Annotated in this window: 13 protein-coding genes; 3 read left to right on the top strand and 10 right to left on the bottom strand. The window is 63.5% G+C overall.

The genetic code is table 11. From position 1 onward, the window contains the following. Positions 1-9: 9 nt before the first annotated feature. A complete protein-coding gene (locus NKI31_RS07920; protein WP_502899106.1) occupies positions 10-2,004 on the bottom strand; it encodes a hypothetical protein in 1,995 nt (664 codons plus the stop codon). Positions 2,005-2,481: 477 nt separating this feature from the next. Between NKI31_RS07920 and NKI31_RS07915 the strand changes: the two genes are divergently transcribed. After that, entirely contained in the window at positions 2,482-4,074 is a 1,593-nt protein-coding gene (locus tag NKI31_RS07915) for an ABC transporter substrate-binding protein (protein WP_352651104.1), read from the top strand. Between the two features lie 6 nt (positions 4,075-4,080). Beyond that, entirely contained in the window at positions 4,081-4,944 is an 864-nt protein-coding gene (locus NKI31_RS07910; RefSeq protein ID WP_352651102.1) for a hypothetical protein, read from the top strand. Between the two features lie 6 nt (positions 4,945-4,950). On the opposite strand, the gene NKI31_RS07905 is transcribed toward NKI31_RS07910, so the two are convergent. The 7 genes from NKI31_RS07905 to bcoG all read right to left on the bottom strand — a co-directional run bounded on the left by NKI31_RS07905 (position 4,951) and on the right by bcoG (position 12,806). Beyond that, positions 4,951-5,892 carry an alpha/beta hydrolase gene (locus tag NKI31_RS07905; RefSeq protein WP_352651100.1) on the bottom strand — a complete coding sequence of 314 codons (942 nt, stop codon included), beginning with the start codon at positions 5,890-5,892 and terminating at the stop codon, positions 4,951-4,953. Between the two features lie 214 nt (positions 5,893-6,106). Further along, entirely contained in the window at positions 6,107-6,889 is a 783-nt protein-coding gene (locus NKI31_RS07900) for a carnitinyl-CoA dehydratase (RefSeq protein ID WP_352651099.1), read from the bottom strand. Further along, on the bottom strand, positions 6,882-8,960 hold the full coding sequence (locus tag NKI31_RS07895) for an acetate--CoA ligase family protein (protein ID WP_352651097.1): 2,079 nt from the start codon (positions 8,958-8,960) through the stop codon (positions 6,882-6,884). Before NKI31_RS07895 ends, NKI31_RS07900 begins: the two co-directional genes overlap by 8 nt. A gap of 18 nt (positions 8,961-8,978) precedes the next feature. Further along, positions 8,979-10,142, bottom strand: coding sequence for an acyl-CoA dehydrogenase family protein (locus tag NKI31_RS07890; protein ID WP_023694246.1), 1,164 nt, complete (start codon positions 10,140-10,142; stop codon positions 8,979-8,981). A gap of 5 nt (positions 10,143-10,147) precedes the next feature. Then, positions 10,148-11,242, bottom strand: coding sequence for a carnitine 3-dehydrogenase (locus NKI31_RS07885; RefSeq protein WP_352651095.1), 1,095 nt, complete (start codon positions 11,240-11,242; stop codon positions 10,148-10,150). 2 nt (positions 11,243-11,244) lie between these two features. Next, positions 11,245-11,868, bottom strand: a complete 624-nt coding sequence (locus tag NKI31_RS07880; protein WP_352651093.1) for an HD domain-containing protein — start codon at positions 11,866-11,868, stop codon at positions 11,245-11,247. Positions 11,869-11,882: 14 nt separating this feature from the next. Beyond that, on the bottom strand, positions 11,883-12,806 hold the full coding sequence (gene bcoG / locus NKI31_RS07875) for a 3-dehydrocarnitine:acetyl-CoA trimethylamine transferase BcoG (protein WP_023668863.1): 924 nt from the start codon (positions 12,804-12,806) through the stop codon (positions 11,883-11,885). Positions 12,807-12,884: 78 nt separating this feature from the next. Here bcoG and NKI31_RS07870 point away from each other — a divergent pair, with 78 nt between their 5' ends. Next, positions 12,885-13,865 (top strand): GlxA family transcriptional regulator, encoded by a 981-nt coding sequence (locus tag NKI31_RS07870; RefSeq protein WP_023668864.1) that lies wholly within the window; start codon positions 12,885-12,887, stop codon positions 13,863-13,865. A gap of 61 nt (positions 13,866-13,926) precedes the next feature. Here NKI31_RS07870 and NKI31_RS07865 read toward each other — a convergent pair whose 3' ends face one another. Next, positions 13,927-14,130 carry a hypothetical protein gene (locus tag NKI31_RS07865; protein ID WP_023668865.1) on the bottom strand — a complete coding sequence of 68 codons (204 nt, stop codon included), beginning with the start codon at positions 14,128-14,130 and terminating at the stop codon, positions 13,927-13,929. A gap of 206 nt (positions 14,131-14,336) precedes the next feature. After that, the gene (gene xylA, locus NKI31_RS07860; protein WP_023684279.1) at positions 14,337-15,662 is read right to left on the bottom strand and encodes a xylose isomerase; all 1,326 of its coding nucleotides are present in this window, start codon (positions 15,660-15,662) and stop codon (positions 14,337-14,339) included. Positions 15,663-15,671 lie beyond the last annotated feature (9 nt).

Here is a 15,671-nt window from a genome sequence, read left to right as displayed (position 1 = left end):
TTCCCCTCCTCAACGTTCGCAGCTGACGGCTGGGGTTCTGAGCGGCAAAGTCATCTTGCAGCAAGGGTAGTAGCCACCCTTGTCCTTGTCGGACTGCCTGTAGAAGCAAAGTCCAACATCGACTCTGTCGCCCGGAGAATGGCCGGTGATGTCGACCGTGTAAGGCTTGCCGGGAGCATGCGACTGGGGTGATGTCACCCCGACGCCTGGTGTCCTGGACTTTGTCTCACTGGAAGGCTGGACCTTGATCGAATCGCCGCCAAAGCCGGCATGGTCATGGAGATAGAGGTCGGCCTGGAGGCCGCGAGGCGTGCAGTAGAACTGAACATCCTCGACATCGATGCACGGAGGCAGATCGCCGGGCGGTGGGAAGTCCGGCGGATAAAACGGCGGCAGATAACCGCCGGGGATCTCTTCATAATAGCCGGCACGGCCTTCGCAGGGGTGCCAGACCTCGACGTCGCCGACATGGCCTTCCACTTCTGGGTCTTCGAAATAGCCGTCGAAGTCGACGAACCACGAGCCGAAAGGCGGCACGTTGGCCGGCTTGACCAACGGCGTCGGCGTGATCTGCACGCCGTGTACGGCAAGCGGCCCGCCGGCGGCGAGTTGGTCGGCAAGTGTCGGGTTGTCGCGCAGCTTGTCGCCGGTGTTGACCAGCGTGTCGGTGCACACGCCGGTGTCGAGATTGCCGTCGGCGTCATAGCCATATTGCAGGTCGAGCCCACCGGCCGACTGCCGGTTGCCTTGCGGGAAGCCGACCGCATATTCCTGCGGCTCTTCCACCCAGACCGATTCCGTTGCCGGATCGTCCGGGTTTTCGCGCCAGTAGCGGATGACCTCGCCCTTGCCGGAATCGGCGAACTGGCTGTAATCGTAGCGATTCTCGACCGGGCCGCGCTGCGCCAGATACATGAAACCCTGGTTGTCGAAGGCGATGTCGGTGACGGCGTAGTCCTTGTCGGCCTTGACCGTCAGCTCCCAGCGCGGATCACCGGCAAAGCTGCCATCGCGGGCAATGCCAACCGACCAGATCTCGGCCTTTTCGCCGACCGAATAATAGAGCCGGCCGCCATGATAGGCGACGGACCAGACGCGGCGTTCGTCCTGCGTGTAGCCCCATGTGTCGGGGTCTTCCGAGTCGAAGGCAGCACCCTGTATGTCCATCACCGCACCGTCATCGGCGACGGGAGCCAGCCCATGCGCCGGCCGCCCGGCAACGCCGTGATCGAATGTGTCGATCAGCGTGCCGTTGGCGTCGAGGCGGTGGATGAAGCCCGTGTCGAGGTCGCTGGCGAAGAACTCGCGGTGATTGCTGTCGAAGCTGATGTCGCCGATGCCGGAACCGCTGTTGGTGTCAATGTCGGCGAATTTGGAGACCGCGCCGGTGATGCCGTCGATCTTCCAGATCGTGCCCGGACCGCCACCGCTTTCGGTGCCGAACTGGCCGTCCATGAAGACGGCGCCTGCGGTTCCGCGGCGCTGTCGCTCGGGCCGACCGTCGGCATCTTCGTCCGGGGTGACGATACGGATGCCGTGCAGCGAGGTCGCGCCGGCATAGAGGTTGGGGACGCCCGTGGGAACGCCGTCGCGCACACCGTCATCATAGGTAATGGCGAACACCTGGCCGATCTGTTCGGCCGTCACCTCGAAAGGCGGCGGCGTGTAGACGAGCTGGCCGGAAGCCGGTCCGCCGAGCGCCGAAACGTCGAAGACGCGCAAGGTGGCGCGCGTCGTGTCGATGAAGGTTTCGTCGACCGGGTCGACGCCGGGCGGCAGCCCCCCCCTTTCGGAATCGGCAGAGTCGAAATTGGGAATGACGGTGCCGGAAAATCCGGTGACCGCCATCGAGCCAGGATAGACGATCTGGGTTTCCTGCGCTTGGGCGGCTGTGCCCAACCAGAGCGTGGCGCTCAGCGCCAGGGCAAGCAAACCGCCGCCCAGATGGAGCGAACGGCGGAAACCGCTTGGAAACGACATGGACGCGCCGCGATCGCAGGACATAAAACTCCCCCCGAAGTTTTCGGGAGGAACATCCGGTCCGGCCGCGCGAAACAGGGCAAGGCGCGGCGTTCCGGCACGTTCGTCCCTGATCGAATTGTCTGCTTTCCTCATCTTCACGATACGCCTGCTCCTGCGCAGGGTCAACGGAATCAGCCGAAAGCCCAGCGCATCGACTCCATCCCGAAGGCGGTGGTCGCGCTGAGCTTGCGTTGGTCCCGGAGACCGTGGAGCCTCTGGGGTCCTGGTCATGGGGCATCCTTTCCGGCCCGCACCATGCGGCGCCTGGTCGTCAGTCGCCGGCTGGAGCAGAAAGGTTCATGCAAAACGGCGGCCGGGTCTGTCCGCCATTTCACAGAGGCGCGGCTAATTCCTTGTGTCAACTCAGGTGGAAAACAGTCTTGGCGCGCGAAAGACCGGCCGGCTTACTTACCGTCAGTGCCGGCTTCTGCTAGCGTCTTCCCAACCCTGGGGGGTATCATGACACGCAGGCACTTCGTTCTATTGCTGGCGGCACTTTTTCCATGTGCGTTGCCGGTCCATCAATCCTTAGCCAAGACCTTGGTCTACTGCACCGAGGTTAGCCCCGATACGTTCGATCCCGCACTCGCCTCCGGATCCCGCGACGCCTCGGCCACCGCTCTCTACAACCGCATGGTCGACTTCGAGCCCGGCACCACCAAGGTGCGCCCCGGCCTTGCCGAAAGCTGGGAGATTTCCGACGATGGCCTCACCTACACATTCCACCTGCGGCAGGGCGTGAAATTCCACATCGTCGAGGGCTTTACGCCTAGTCGCGACTTCAATGCCGATGACGTGCTGTTCACCTTCGACCGGCAGGCCAACGCGCAGAACCCGTTCAACAATTACGCCAAACGCCAGTACATTTACTTCGACGGCATCGGCATGCCGGATCTTGTCGCCGGTTGGCGCAAGCTTGACGACCATACTGTGGTGATGACGCTGAAGGCGCCGCATTCGCCGATGCTTGCCGACCTGGCGATGGATTTCGCTTCGGTCGTTTCCAAGGAATATGCCGACAAGCTCGTCGCAGAGAAGCGGCTTCTCGACCTGGCGCTGAAGCCGGTCGGGACGGGTCCGTTCCAGCTTGTCGACTACCAGCAGGATGCAGTCATCCGCTACAAGGCCAATCCGGACTACTGGCGCGGCAAGCCGAAGATCGACGATCTCGTCTTCGCCATTGCCACCGATGCCAGCATTCGCATGGAAAAGCTGCGCGCCGGCGAATGCGATCTCATGCCCTATCCAAATCCGGCCGACCTGGAGGCGATCAAGGCGACGCCCGGAATCAAGGTCATGCGGCAGGAGGGCCTCAATACGGGATACCTCGCCTTCAACACCTTGCAGAAGCCCTTCGACGATCCAAGGGTGAGGAAGGCGATCGCCATTGCCATCGACACGCAGGCGCTGGTCGACGTCGTATTCCGCGGCACCGGCGAAGTCGCACGCAATCCGCTGCCGCCAACCTCCTGGGCCTATGACAAGACGAGCCCCGATCATGTCTTCGACCCCGCTGCCGCCAGGCAGGGGCTCGCCGATGCCGGCGTAAAAGACCTGCACATGAAGATCTGGGCGATGCCGGTGCAGCGTCCGTATAACCCGAATGCGCAGCGTATGGCCGAAATGATCCAGTCCGACCTGGCAAAGATCGGTGTCACCGTGGAAGTCGTGACGTATGAGTGGACTGAATACCTTGCCCGCTCGAAGTCACGCGACCGCGACGGCGCCATGCTGTTCGGCTTCACCGGCGACAATGGCGACCCCGATAACTTCCTGTCGGTGCCGCTTGGCTGTGCCGGCGTCGGCACCACCAATCGTGCCAACTGGTGTTTTCCGGCCTTCGACGATCTGCTCAAGCAGGCAGCCGGGATCGTCGATCCCGCTGCCCGCGCAAAACTCTATTCGCAGGCGCAAACGATCTTCAGGGAGCAGATGCCGTGGGTCGCTATCGCCCACTCCGTGGTCTCGATCCCGATGCGCGAACAGGTGACGGGCTATGTCATGGACCCCTTTGATCACCACGATTTCTCGGGCGTCGATATCAAGGAATAGCGTTCGGTGTCTGCCGCAGATCTCGATGTCTATGTAGAGAGCCTGCGCAATTTCCGACTGGTGCGGAGCTATTGCATCGCGCAGTTACTGCCTTACCTGGAACAGGCTGGATTGAAAGTGCGCCTGCTCGACCGGCCGGCCGGCCGAGATCGGGCGCCGGTGGCCTTTCTGCATGTCGACCTGACAATCGTGCCGCCAACGTACCGCGGTCTCGGCCACCTCTACGACCGCACCATCAATGGCCGCGCGCTGTCCATCCACCGGCACCTTTATTCGACACTGAAGCTGGAGGCCGGCGACAGCCACAAGGGGCCGGTTGTCGTCAAGACGGTCCTCAACTCCAGGGGCCGACCAGAGCAGCGTTGGTGGCAGCATCGCAACGGCCTGACCAGGAGCGCGCATGCCATCCGCAAGCTCTTCGAACCCGGCTACAAGGACCGCCTGTGCCCGCCCTATAAGGTCTACCAGACGATCGGCGAGGTTCCGCGGGATGTATGGCGCAACAATCGCCTGATGGTGGAAAAGTTCGCTTTCGATACGCTCGACCTGCCCATCGTCAAGCACCGCTACATGTTCCTGCTCGGTGCCGAGGTCAACATGCGGCAGGTCTACGACGATGTGTTGTGCGCCGGCTCAAAAATCCTGAGCAATGAGGTGGGCGGCGCCGTGCCACCGGAAGTGCTGGCGGTGCGGCAGCGGCTCAACCTAGACTTCGGCGCCATCGACTATTTCATTGTCGATGGCAAAGGCGTTGTCGTGGATGCCAACAAGACCGTCGGCTCAAACCCTGAATGGCTGAAGAAAAACCGCTTTCGTCGGGAATTCAACGATTGCATGGCTGAGGAACTGATCGCCTTTGTCCGCGGTTGAGCCGGATCACCAGATCCAGTCGCCCTTGCCCAGCACGGAAACCGCCTCGACAATGCGGCTGAAGGAGGCGCGGGCACGGCCGACCGTGTGCCTGGCCCGGAGATAGCCATGCACCAGCCCCGGCTCCTCGGACCAGCTGGCGTGTCCGCCTGCGGTAAGGATGCGGTCGCGGTAGGCCTCGCCGTCGGACGACAGCGGGTCGCATTGCGCGGTGATCAGCACGGTTGGCGGCAGTTTGGTGAAATCGGTGTCGGCGAGCGGCGACAAGGTGATGTCACCAGTACCGTCAGCGCCGCCGGTGCGGATGTGCTTGTAGAATTCGAGATCGCGCATGGTCAACATCGGTGCTTCGGCGTGCGTGACATACGAGCCCTTCGAACGGTCGCCGCCGAGGCCCGGATAGATCAGCACCTGACCGATCGGCTTTTTGGCATGGCCACGCGTTGCGTGAGCAACAGCCGCGCAGAGATTGCCGGCGGCGCTGTCGCCGCACAGCAGAATAGGGCGGTCGTAGGTTTTGGCTGCCCATTCGAAGGCACGTAAAGCATCGTCGAAAGCGGCCGGGTGCAAATGCTCCGGCGCCAGCCGGTAATCGATGGAACCCACCTCGTAACCGGTGCGGGCGCAGAGCTCGGCGCAGACATCGTCATGGCTGTCTAGGCCGCCAAGGATGAAACCCCCGCCATGGATGTAGAGCACCATCGCCGCCGCGTTCGGGGTAGCGCTGCGATAGATGCGGATCGGGATGTCGTGTGATCGGTTGGCAATGAAAGTCGTTTCCGCCGTCACACCATCGGGATAGCCGGCAAAGAACTCGCGGCACATCCGGTCATAAATCGCACGCTGCTGGGCGATGGTGTAGTCGATCGTGTCGGACGGATAGTAGGAGTTGGTCTTCTCGATGAAGGCCCAGGTCTCGGCGTCGATGAGGGTTTTGTAGTCGGTCATGCTGGCTGCGCCGACTGGATAGATCGAGCCCGGACACCCCCCTCTGGCCTGCCGGCCATCTCCCCCTCAAGGGGGGAGATCAGATGTGGCGAAGGCTTTGGCCAATCACCAACGTTGGTGGATGAGCGGTGAAGTCCGAACTGCCGATCTCCCCCCTTGAGGGGGAGATGCCCGGCAGGGCAGAGGGGGGTGCCTCGTGCCATCATCTGAAAAATTACTTCCCCTTCCAAACCGGGTCGCGCTTTTCCGCAAAAGCCCGGAACCCTTCCATATTGTCCTCCGAGCCATAAAGCGCATCGACCGTCGCCAATTGCCGGCGCGTCACGCGGTTCATCGCGTCCTGGAAGGTCAGCGCCTCCGCCACCCGCGCCGTCTCCTTGATCGCGGCGAACACCAGCGGCGGGCCGCTGGCGAGCAGCCTTGCGATCTCCCAGACGCGCTCCTCGAGCTTGTCCTTGGGAAGCACTTCGTTGACCAGCCCCCAGCGATGCGCTTCCGCCACATCCATCCAGCGGCCGGTGAGCAGAAGGTCCATGGCGACATGATAGGGAATGCGCTTGGGCAGCTTGATCGTCGCGGCGTCGGCCAAGGTCCCGGCGCGGATCTCGGGTAGCGCGAAGGAGGAATGGTCGGAAGCGAAAATGAGGTCGCAGGACAGCGCTAGCTCGAAGCCGCCGCCCACCGCCATGCCGTTGACGCAGGCAATGATCGGCTTGTTCATGTCGCGCAGCTCCTGCAGGCCGGCAAAACCGCCGACGCCATAGTCGCCGTCGACCGCGTCGCCACCGGCGGCTGCCTTCAAATCCCAGCCGGCGCAGAAGAACTTGTCGCCGGCGGTCTTGACGATGGCGACGCGCAGTTCCGGATCGTCGCGGAACGCCTTGAAGGTCTCGCCCATCAGCCGCGAGGTCTTGAGGTCGATGGCGTTGGCCTTGGGCCGGTCGAGCGTGACCTCGAGGATGGTGCCTTTGCGGCGAGTTGAAATGACGTCAGACATTCTTCTTCTCTCCCAGCACCAGCAGCGCGTCCGCAATCCAGGCGCCCTTGCCTTCGGCGCAGACGATCAGCGGGTTGATGTCGAGTTCCTCGATCTCGCCGGCATTCTTCTGCACGAAGCCGGCAATGCCTGCGATGGCGTCGATGGCCGCGGCGACATCGGCCTTCGGCCGGCCGCGATAGCCCTCAAGCAGAGGGAACAGTTTCAGGCCGCGTAGCGCCGCCTCGATATCGTCGCGCGTTGCCGGCAGCATCAAGGTCACGCTGTCGCGCAACAGCTCGACCAGCACGCCGCCAGTTCCCAGCGTCATGACGGCGCCGAACATCGGGTCGCGGGTGAAGCCCACGATCAGTTCGGCAACGCCGTCGCGCACCATGCGCTCGACATAGAGGCCGGTTCCGAGCGGCAGCAGATCATGCGCCGCCGTGCTCACGGATTCGGCGTCCTTGAGGTTCAGCCTGACCGCGCCGACTTCCGATTTGTGGGTGACTCCGAGCGCCTTCAGCGCCACCGGGAAGCCGAGCGCCATCGATGAGATGACGGCCTCGACAGCATTGGCGGCACGTTCTGCCTTCGGCACAGGCAAGCCGGCCTTGATCAACCGCGCCTTGGCTTCGGCCTCGTCAGGGGTGACATGGTCACCTCCGGCCGCACCTGCAGCCGACGTGTCGATAGACTGCGCCTGCGGCTCGGCCCAGGCCCAGCCGATGAAGGCTGCCGCACCTGCGGCATCCATGGCCTCGGAGATGCCGAACAACGGCACCATGCCGCGCGCCATCAGTTCGGCGGTGTATTCCTCCGGCAGGTTCTCAGGCAGCGAGGAGACGATCGCACCATGCTCCTTGTTGGTCTTCAGCGCCGATTCGAAGGCGCGCAGCGTCGCCCACCAGTCGGTGACCGAGCAGCGGTCGGGGCGTGGAAAGTCGAGCACCAGCATGTTGAGGTCGAAGCCACCCGACACCATGGCGGTGAAGGTTGCGGTCATCGCCGGCTCGTTGTTCCAGATGAAGGTGTGATAGTCCAACGGGTTGGCGACCGCGACCAGCGGCCCGAGCGTCGATTTGACATGGGCGCGGTGCTTGCTGGTGAGCTCCGGGAAGTTGACCCAGCGGCCTTCGGCGCTGTCGGCCATCACCGAGGCCTCGCCGCCGGAGCAGCTCATCGACGACAGACGATAGCCGGGCAGCGGCCCGGTGACATGCAGCAGCTTCAGCGCCTCGATGAAGGCGGGGATGGAATCGACGCGGGCGATGCCGAGCCGCCGCAGGAAAGCGTCCGAGGCAGCGTCCGAGCCAGCCAGCGATGCCGTGTGCGAGACCGTCGCCTGCCGCGCCTGTTCGGAGCGACCGACCTTCATGGCGATGATCGGCTTCTTCAGTTCGCGCGCGCGCGCGGCCAGCTTCTCGAAGCCGGCTACCGAATCGAAGGCTTCGATGTGCAGGCCGAGCGAGGTGACGCGCTCATCCTCGATCAGGCCGAGCGCCATTTCGGAGAGGCCGGTCTGCGCCTGGTTGCCGGCCGTCATCAGGAAGGCGATCGGCAGGCCGCGCTTCTGCATCGTCATGTTGATGGCGATGTTGGAGGACTGGGTGATGATGGCGACGCCCTTGGCGCCTTCGGGCAGCCGGATGCCGCCATGCTGGTCGGGCCACAACAGCGCGCCGTCGGCGTAGTTGATCAGGCCATAACAGTTCGGGCCGATGATCGGCATCTGGCCGGCCGCGGCCACCAGTTCGGCCTGCAGCCGCTCGCCATCGTCGTCATAGGCCTCGGTCTCGAGAAAGCCCGCGGCAAAACAGACGGCGCCGCCGGCGCCACGCTCGGCCAGCGCCTTGATCACGTCGATGGTGAGATGCCGGTTGACGCCTACAAAGGCAGCGTCGGGCGCCCCGGGCAATTCGGCGACCGAGCGATAGGCCTTGCGGCCGGCGACCTCGTCCTTGTTCGGATGCACCGGCCAGATTTCGCCGGCAAAGCCCATCTTGATCGATTGCGCGACGACGGCAGCGGCCTGCGCCCCGCCGAACACGGCGATGGATTTTGGGCGCAGGAGACGTTCAAGCTTGTGCATATTCCCCGTCTCTTCTTTTTAAGCCCCGAACGGGCGCAGCAGCGCCCGCGAAATGATGTGGCGCTGGATTTCCGACGTGCCTTCCCAGATGCGCTCGACGCGGGCGTCGCGCCAGATGCGCTCCAGCGGCAGGTCATCCATCAGCCCCATGCCACCATGGATCTGGATGGCTTCGTCGGCAACGAAGGCGAGCATTTCGGTAGCCTTCAGCTTCGCCATGGCCATGTCCTGATCGGTGACGGTGCCCTGATCGTACTTCCAGCCGGCTTCGAACACCATCAGGTCCGCCGCCTTCAATTCGGTCGCCATGTCGGCGAGCTTGAACGACACGCCCTGGAACTTGCCGATCTGCTGGCCGAACTGCTGGCGTTGCGCCGAGTATTCGATGGCGTGGCCGAGCGCCCGCTCGGCGCGGCCGAGACAGGTGGCGCCGACCTGCAGGCGCGTGGCGCCGAGCCAGGAATTGGCGACGTCGAAGCCCTTGTGGACCTCACCCAGCACCTGGCTTGCCGGCAGGCGGCAATCGTCGAATTCGAGGATGGCGTTGGTGTAGCCGCGATGCGAGACGTTGCGGTAGCCGTCGCGCACGGTGAACCCCTTGGTGCCCTTGTCGACGAAGAAGGCGGTGATCTTCTTGCGCTTGCCGCGCGGCGTTTCTTCCTCGCCCGAAGCCATGAAACAAATCGCGAAATCGGCAAGATCGGCATGGGAGATGAAATGCTTGGTGCCGTTAAGGACCCAGTCGTGGCCGTCCTGCACCGCGGTCGCCTTCATGCCTCGCAGGTCGGAGCCGGCGCCGGGCTCGGTCATCGCCAGGCAGTCCCACTTCTCGCCGCGGATGCACGGGAACAGGTACTTTTCGCGCTGCTCGGGCGTGCCGGCGAGCAGGATGTTGGAGGGGCGCGCGACGCAGGTCCAGTGCAGCGCATAGTTGGCGCGGCCGAGTTCCTTCTCGTAGAGCAGCCAGGTCACCGTATCGAGGCCGGCGCCACCGACATCGGCCGGCATGTTGGCCGCATAGAGCCCGGCTTCGATTGCCTTGACCTTGATCTCCTCGATCAACTCGCGGCGCAGCACGCCGGTGCGCTCGACCTCGCGTTCATGCGGGTAAAGCTCATTCTCGACGAACGCGCGCGTCGTCTCGACAATGAGCTTCTGTTCCTCCGAAAGACCGAAATCCATGGTCCTCAGCCCTTCTTCTTTTTCTTCGGCTTTTCCGCCTTCTTCACCGGCTTCGATGCCTTGGCCTTTTCTGCGGCCCTGGATGCGGCCGGCTTCTTCGCCGCCAGCTTGGCCAACTGCTTGGTATAGTCCTTGTGCAAGGCGCCGGCGCCCCAGCCCTTGCCTTTGTTCTGTTTCGACAGAGCATCCATGATCGCGACCAGATTGTCGTCGCGGATCCTTTCCAGTTCGCGGATCGACAGGCCGTGCGCCTGGTCGTCCGACTGGGTGGCAATAAGATCGACCAGCTCGTCGTTGAACTCCGGCACGTCCATAAGCTTGGTCCACGGCCATTTCAGGCACGGCCCGAACTGCGCCATGAAGTGGCGCATGCCGGCTTCGCCGCCGGCGACGCGATAGACCTGGAACATGCCCATCTGCGCCCAGCGCAGGCCGAAGCCATAGCGCATGATGTCGTCGAGTTCCTCAACGGTGCAGATGCCGTCCTTGATCAGCCACAGCGCCTCACGCCAGGCCGCTTCGAGCAGGCGGTCGCCGACAAAGGCCTCGATCTCCTTGCGGATCACCACCGGCTTCATGCCGATCGATGCATAGATCTCCTTTGCGACCTCGATCGCCTCTGGAAAGGTCTGTTCGCCGCCGACGATCTCGACCAGCGGCAGCAGATAGACCGGGTTGAAGGGATGTCCGACAACCAGACGCTCCGGATGCTTCTTCATCGCCACCTGCATGTCGGTCGGCTTGATGCCCGAGGTGGACGAGCCGACAATGGCGTTGGCCGGCGCGTAGAGATCGATCTCGGCCAGTACGCGGTGTTTGAGGTCGAGCCGCTCCGGCACGCTCTCCTGGATGAAATCGGCGTCGGCCACCGCCTCGGCGATGGTCTTGGCAAAGGTCAGTCTGCCTTCCCTGGGCAGGCCGCCGGGAACCATCTGCTTGTAGGCGCGGCGCGCGCCCTTCATCACTTCCGAGACCTTGCGTGACGCTTCCGGGTCCGGATCGAAGATCGACACGTCGATGCCGTTGAGCAGCAGCCGCGCCACCCAGCCGGCGCCGATGACACCACCGCCAATGGCGGCTGCCTTGCTGATGATGCTCATGGTCAGGCTCCGGTTCTTGTCTTGGCGGTTTCGGGGTCGATGAGAGGCACGCGCTCGCCGGAGCGGATCACGGAGGGGTCGTAGGCCTTGCGGGCGAAGACTTCGAGCACGAAGGGCCGGAAGAATTCGATCGGCAGCGTGTCGTAGTCCGGGTCGAAGCTCGACTGGTCCCAGCGTTCGCAAAACTGGTCGCAATCGTCGAAATAGGCATGGCCGGCGAAGCGGTCGCGAGCATGGCGGTTGCCGCCGAGATGATGCGCGTAATAGAGCCGCTGGAAGTCGCCATGCTTTTCCACCACCCAGGTGCATTGCTCGCGCACGAAAGGTTTCAGGATCGAAGCGGCGTATTCGTCGTGATTGTAGGGAGCGTAGATGTCGCCGATGTCGTGCAGCAGCGCGCAGGCGATCCAGTCGGTGTCGGCGCCGTCACGCCAGGCCCGCGTCGCCGCTTGCAGCGAATGGCCGAGCCTGGTGATCTTGTAGCCCGACAGGCCTTCGTCGAGTTGCACCAGTGCGTCGAGCAGCCGCTCGCCGGTCCTGGCGGCATGGTCGATCTCATGGGCGGTCAGGAACTCATAGTCTTGCCTGTCGCCATCCTTCATCGCAGTGAATTTGACGGTAGCCATGATCCGCTCCCGTCTTAAGCAGCCGCTGCGATCGGCGCCCGCTTGGTCAGGTTGAGCTTCCTGCGCACTTCCTCCGGCCCCAAAATCCTGGCGCCGAGATTGGTGACGATGCTGGCGGCGCGCTCGACCAGCTGCGCATTGGTGGCCAGCACGCCCTTGTCGAGCCAGAGATTGTCTTCGAGACCGACGCGGACATTGCCGCCGGCGAGCACTGCAGCGGCTGCATAGGCCATCTGGTTGCGGCCGATGGCGAAGGCCGACCAGTTCCAGGTCGACGGCACGTTGTTAACCATGGCCATGAAGGTGTTGAGGTCGTCCGGCGCCCCCCACGGCACACCCATGCAGAGCTGCACCAGCGCGTCGGGATTCAAGACCTTTTCTTCGACCAGCTGCTTGGCGAACCAGAGGTGGCCGGTATCGAAGGCTTCGATCTCCGGCTTGACGCCGAGCGCCGTCATCATGCCGCCCATTGCGCGCAGCATGCCGGGCGTATTGGTCATGACATAATCGGCCTCGGCGAAGTTCATGGTGCCGCAATCCAGCGTGCAGATTTCCGGCAGGCACTGGCGCACATGTTCCATGCGGTTGGTGGCGCCGCCCATGTCGGTGCCTTTTTCATTGAGCGGCAGCGGCGCTTCCGGTGAGCCGAACACCATGTCGCCGCCCATCCCGGCGGTCAGGTTCAGGATCACATCGACTTCTGCCGCGCGGATGCGGTCCGTCACTTCGCGGTAGAGATGGACATCGCGGCGCGGCTTGCCGGTCTCGGGGTCGCGGACATGGCAGTGGACGATGGCGGCACCGGCCTTGGCCGCATCGATCGCCGAATCGGCGATCTGCTTGGGCGAGCGTGGCACATGCGGGGAGCGGTCCTGCGAGCCGCCGGACCCGGTCACGGCACAGGTAATGAAAACCTCACGGTTCATCGCGAGCGGCATGGACATCTCCTCCCCATAGAAACAGACCCTAACAATGACCGACTTGCCGGAAACTGTTTTGCAATTTACGAAGCTCTCGTGATCAAAAGCGAAAAGCCGACCATCTTTCGCGCTGAGCGATCGCCGCTCAAGGTGACGCTGCTGGTGTTTTCAGGCTCGTCCATCATGTGCGTGGCGTCGACCGTCGACCCGCTGCGCGCCGCCAACCGCATCTCAGGCGAGACGCTGTTCGATTTCAAACTGGTCTCGGTCACCGGCGAGGCGCCGGTCACCACCTGCGGCCTGCCGGTGGCGGTCAGGGGCCGCTTCGATGCGGCCGAGCCGACCGACGTGCTTGTCGTCGTCGCCGGCTTCGGCACCCAGAATTACGCGACATCGGCTCTGCTTTCCGGATTACGGCGAGCGGCCCGCGCGGCTCGCGCCTGCGGCGGCGTCGAGGCCGGCACATGGCTGGTGGCGCGCGCCGGCCTCCTCGAAGGCCGCAGCGCCACCACCCATTGGGAAGACATGGAGGATTTTTCCTCCGCCTTTCCCGGCGTCGACGTGCGTCCGGACCGCTACGTCATCGACGGACCGGTGTTCACCTCGGGCGGGGCGTCGCCGACCTTCGACCTGATGCTGCATCTGATCCGCACCCGGCTCGGCATGGCCGTCGCGCTCGATGTCGCCAGCGTCTTCATCTACGACCAGGCGCGCGCCGCGACCGACGCGCAGCCGCTGGTCTCGCTCGGCCGGCTCGACGGCTACGACCCGCGTCTGGCGCAGGCTATCCGGCTGATGGAATCGCATGTCGACCAGCCGCTGACCATCGACGCGGTGGCAAAACGCGCCGGGGTGACGGCGCGGACATTGGAGAGCATTTTTCGCAAGTCGATCGGCGAGACGCCGGGCGCATATTATCTCAGGCTGCGGCTGGGCGCGGCGCGGCGGCTGGTGGTCGACACGCGGATCGCCATGGCGGATATTGCCGGGCGGACGGGGTTCTCGTCCGCTGCGGCATTTTCCAGAGCGTTTTCAAGAGCGTTCGGCGAAGCCCCGGTCAGGCTGCGCCGAGGTTGATGCATGTCGCCCAAAAGTGTGTCGCGGTTTTGGGATTACGAGATGCACAGACAAAGGGAGATCAGGCTGCGTTCTGTCGATCGCTGCCGGCGTCCATCTGCGAGCGCATCTGCCTCGCCAGACGGACTTCAAATCGGCTGCTGACAGCACGATCCCATTCGTTTTTCACGCTGTCGGTCGGCCGCGGCAGCGCCATCAGCCGGTCGATGATCGATCCGGTCTCGCCGGATGAGAGCAGGGCGTCGATTTCGCGTTCATGCTGCATATCGGTTCGCCTCCTTCCTTTTCACCCGCCACAACCGCATCCTTATACGAGATACGTGACGGCAGTTTGAAGGCAAGAGCGAGGTCATTGAGGGGCGCCAAAGGGCAAACCCTTGTCGTCGGATAGGGTCTTGCGCAAACCCCATTCCGGGGCGGCCGGAATGTTATCCAGCCACCCTTGAGCACAACGAATCGGCTTTCCGGCCCTCAGACGTAGCGGTTGACGATGTTTTCCAGCAACTCCTGGCGGCCGGAGCGTGGCTGCGGCTCGATCTTCTTCTTCACCACGCGCTCGGCGATGTCTTCCAGCGAGCGCTTGCCCGACAGCATCGCCTTGCCCTCGGCCGTGTTCCAACCGGCATAGCGCTCGGCCAGCGGACCCGACAGCGCCTTGTCCTCGACCATCTTGGCGGCTGCCTTGAGGCCTCGTGCGCAGGAATCCATGCCGCCGATATGGCCGATCAGCAGGTCCTGCGGGTCGAGCGACTGGCGGCGCAGCTTGGCGTCGAAATTGGTGCCGCCGGTCTTGAAGCCGCCGGCCTGCAACACCTGGTAATAGGCCAGCGCCATCTCGGGCACATTGTTGGGGAACTGGTCGGTGTCCCAGCCCGACTGGTAGTCGTTGCGGTTCATGTCGATCGAGCCGAAGACGCCGAGCGCATTGGCCAGCGCCAGCTCGTGCTCGAAGGAATGGCCGGCAAGAATCGCGTGGCCCTGCTCGATGTTCAGCTTCACTTCCTTCTCCAGCCCGAAGCGCTTGAGGAAGCCGTAGACCGTGGCAACGTCGTAGTCGTACTGATGCTTGGTCGGCTCCTGCGGCTTCGGCTCGATCAGGATCGTGCCTTTGAAGCCAATCTTGTGCTTGTAGTCGACGACGAGACTGAGGAAGCGCCCAGCCTGCTCCTGCTCGCGGGCAAGATCGGTGTTGAGCAGCGTTTCATAGCCCTCGCGCCCGCCCCACAGTACATAATTCTCGCCCTTCAGCCGCTTCGTGACGTCGATGCAGCTTTTCACCGTCGCCGCCGCATAGGCGAAGACATCCGGATCGGGATTGGTGGCGGCGCCCGACATGAAGCGGCGGTTGGAGAACAGGTTGGCCGTGCCCCAGAGCAGCTTGACGCCGGTCTTCTTCATCTTGGCGGCAAAATAGTCGGCGATCTCGTCGAGCCGCGCGGCACTTTCGGAGAAATCCTTGCCTTCCGGCCGCACGTCGGCGTCGTGGAAGCAGAAATAGGGCGCGCCGAGCAGCGAGAACATCTCGAAGGCGACGTCGGCTTTCAGCTTGGCCAGTTCCATCGTGTCGACGCCGCCAGCCTTGGGAAACCAGGGCCGGTCGAAGGTCTGGCCGCCAAAGGGATCGCCGCCCGGCCAGGCGAAAGAATGCCAGTAGGCGACGGCGAAGCGCAGATGGTCTTCCAGCCGTTTGCCGGCCACCACCTCGTCGGGATTGTAGAAGCGGTAGGCCAGCGGATTGGTCGAATCCGGCCCCTCATACTTGATCGCTTTGATGTCGCCGAAAAATCCGCTGCTCATCTTTTTCGT

It is taken from the genome of Mesorhizobium sp. M0659 (assembly GCF_040320605.1).
Taxonomy (GTDB): domain Bacteria; phylum Pseudomonadota; class Alphaproteobacteria; order Rhizobiales; family Rhizobiaceae; genus Mesorhizobium.
Note: the sequence above shows the minus strand (reverse complement) of the source record. Positions and strands in the feature narration are given on the sequence as shown.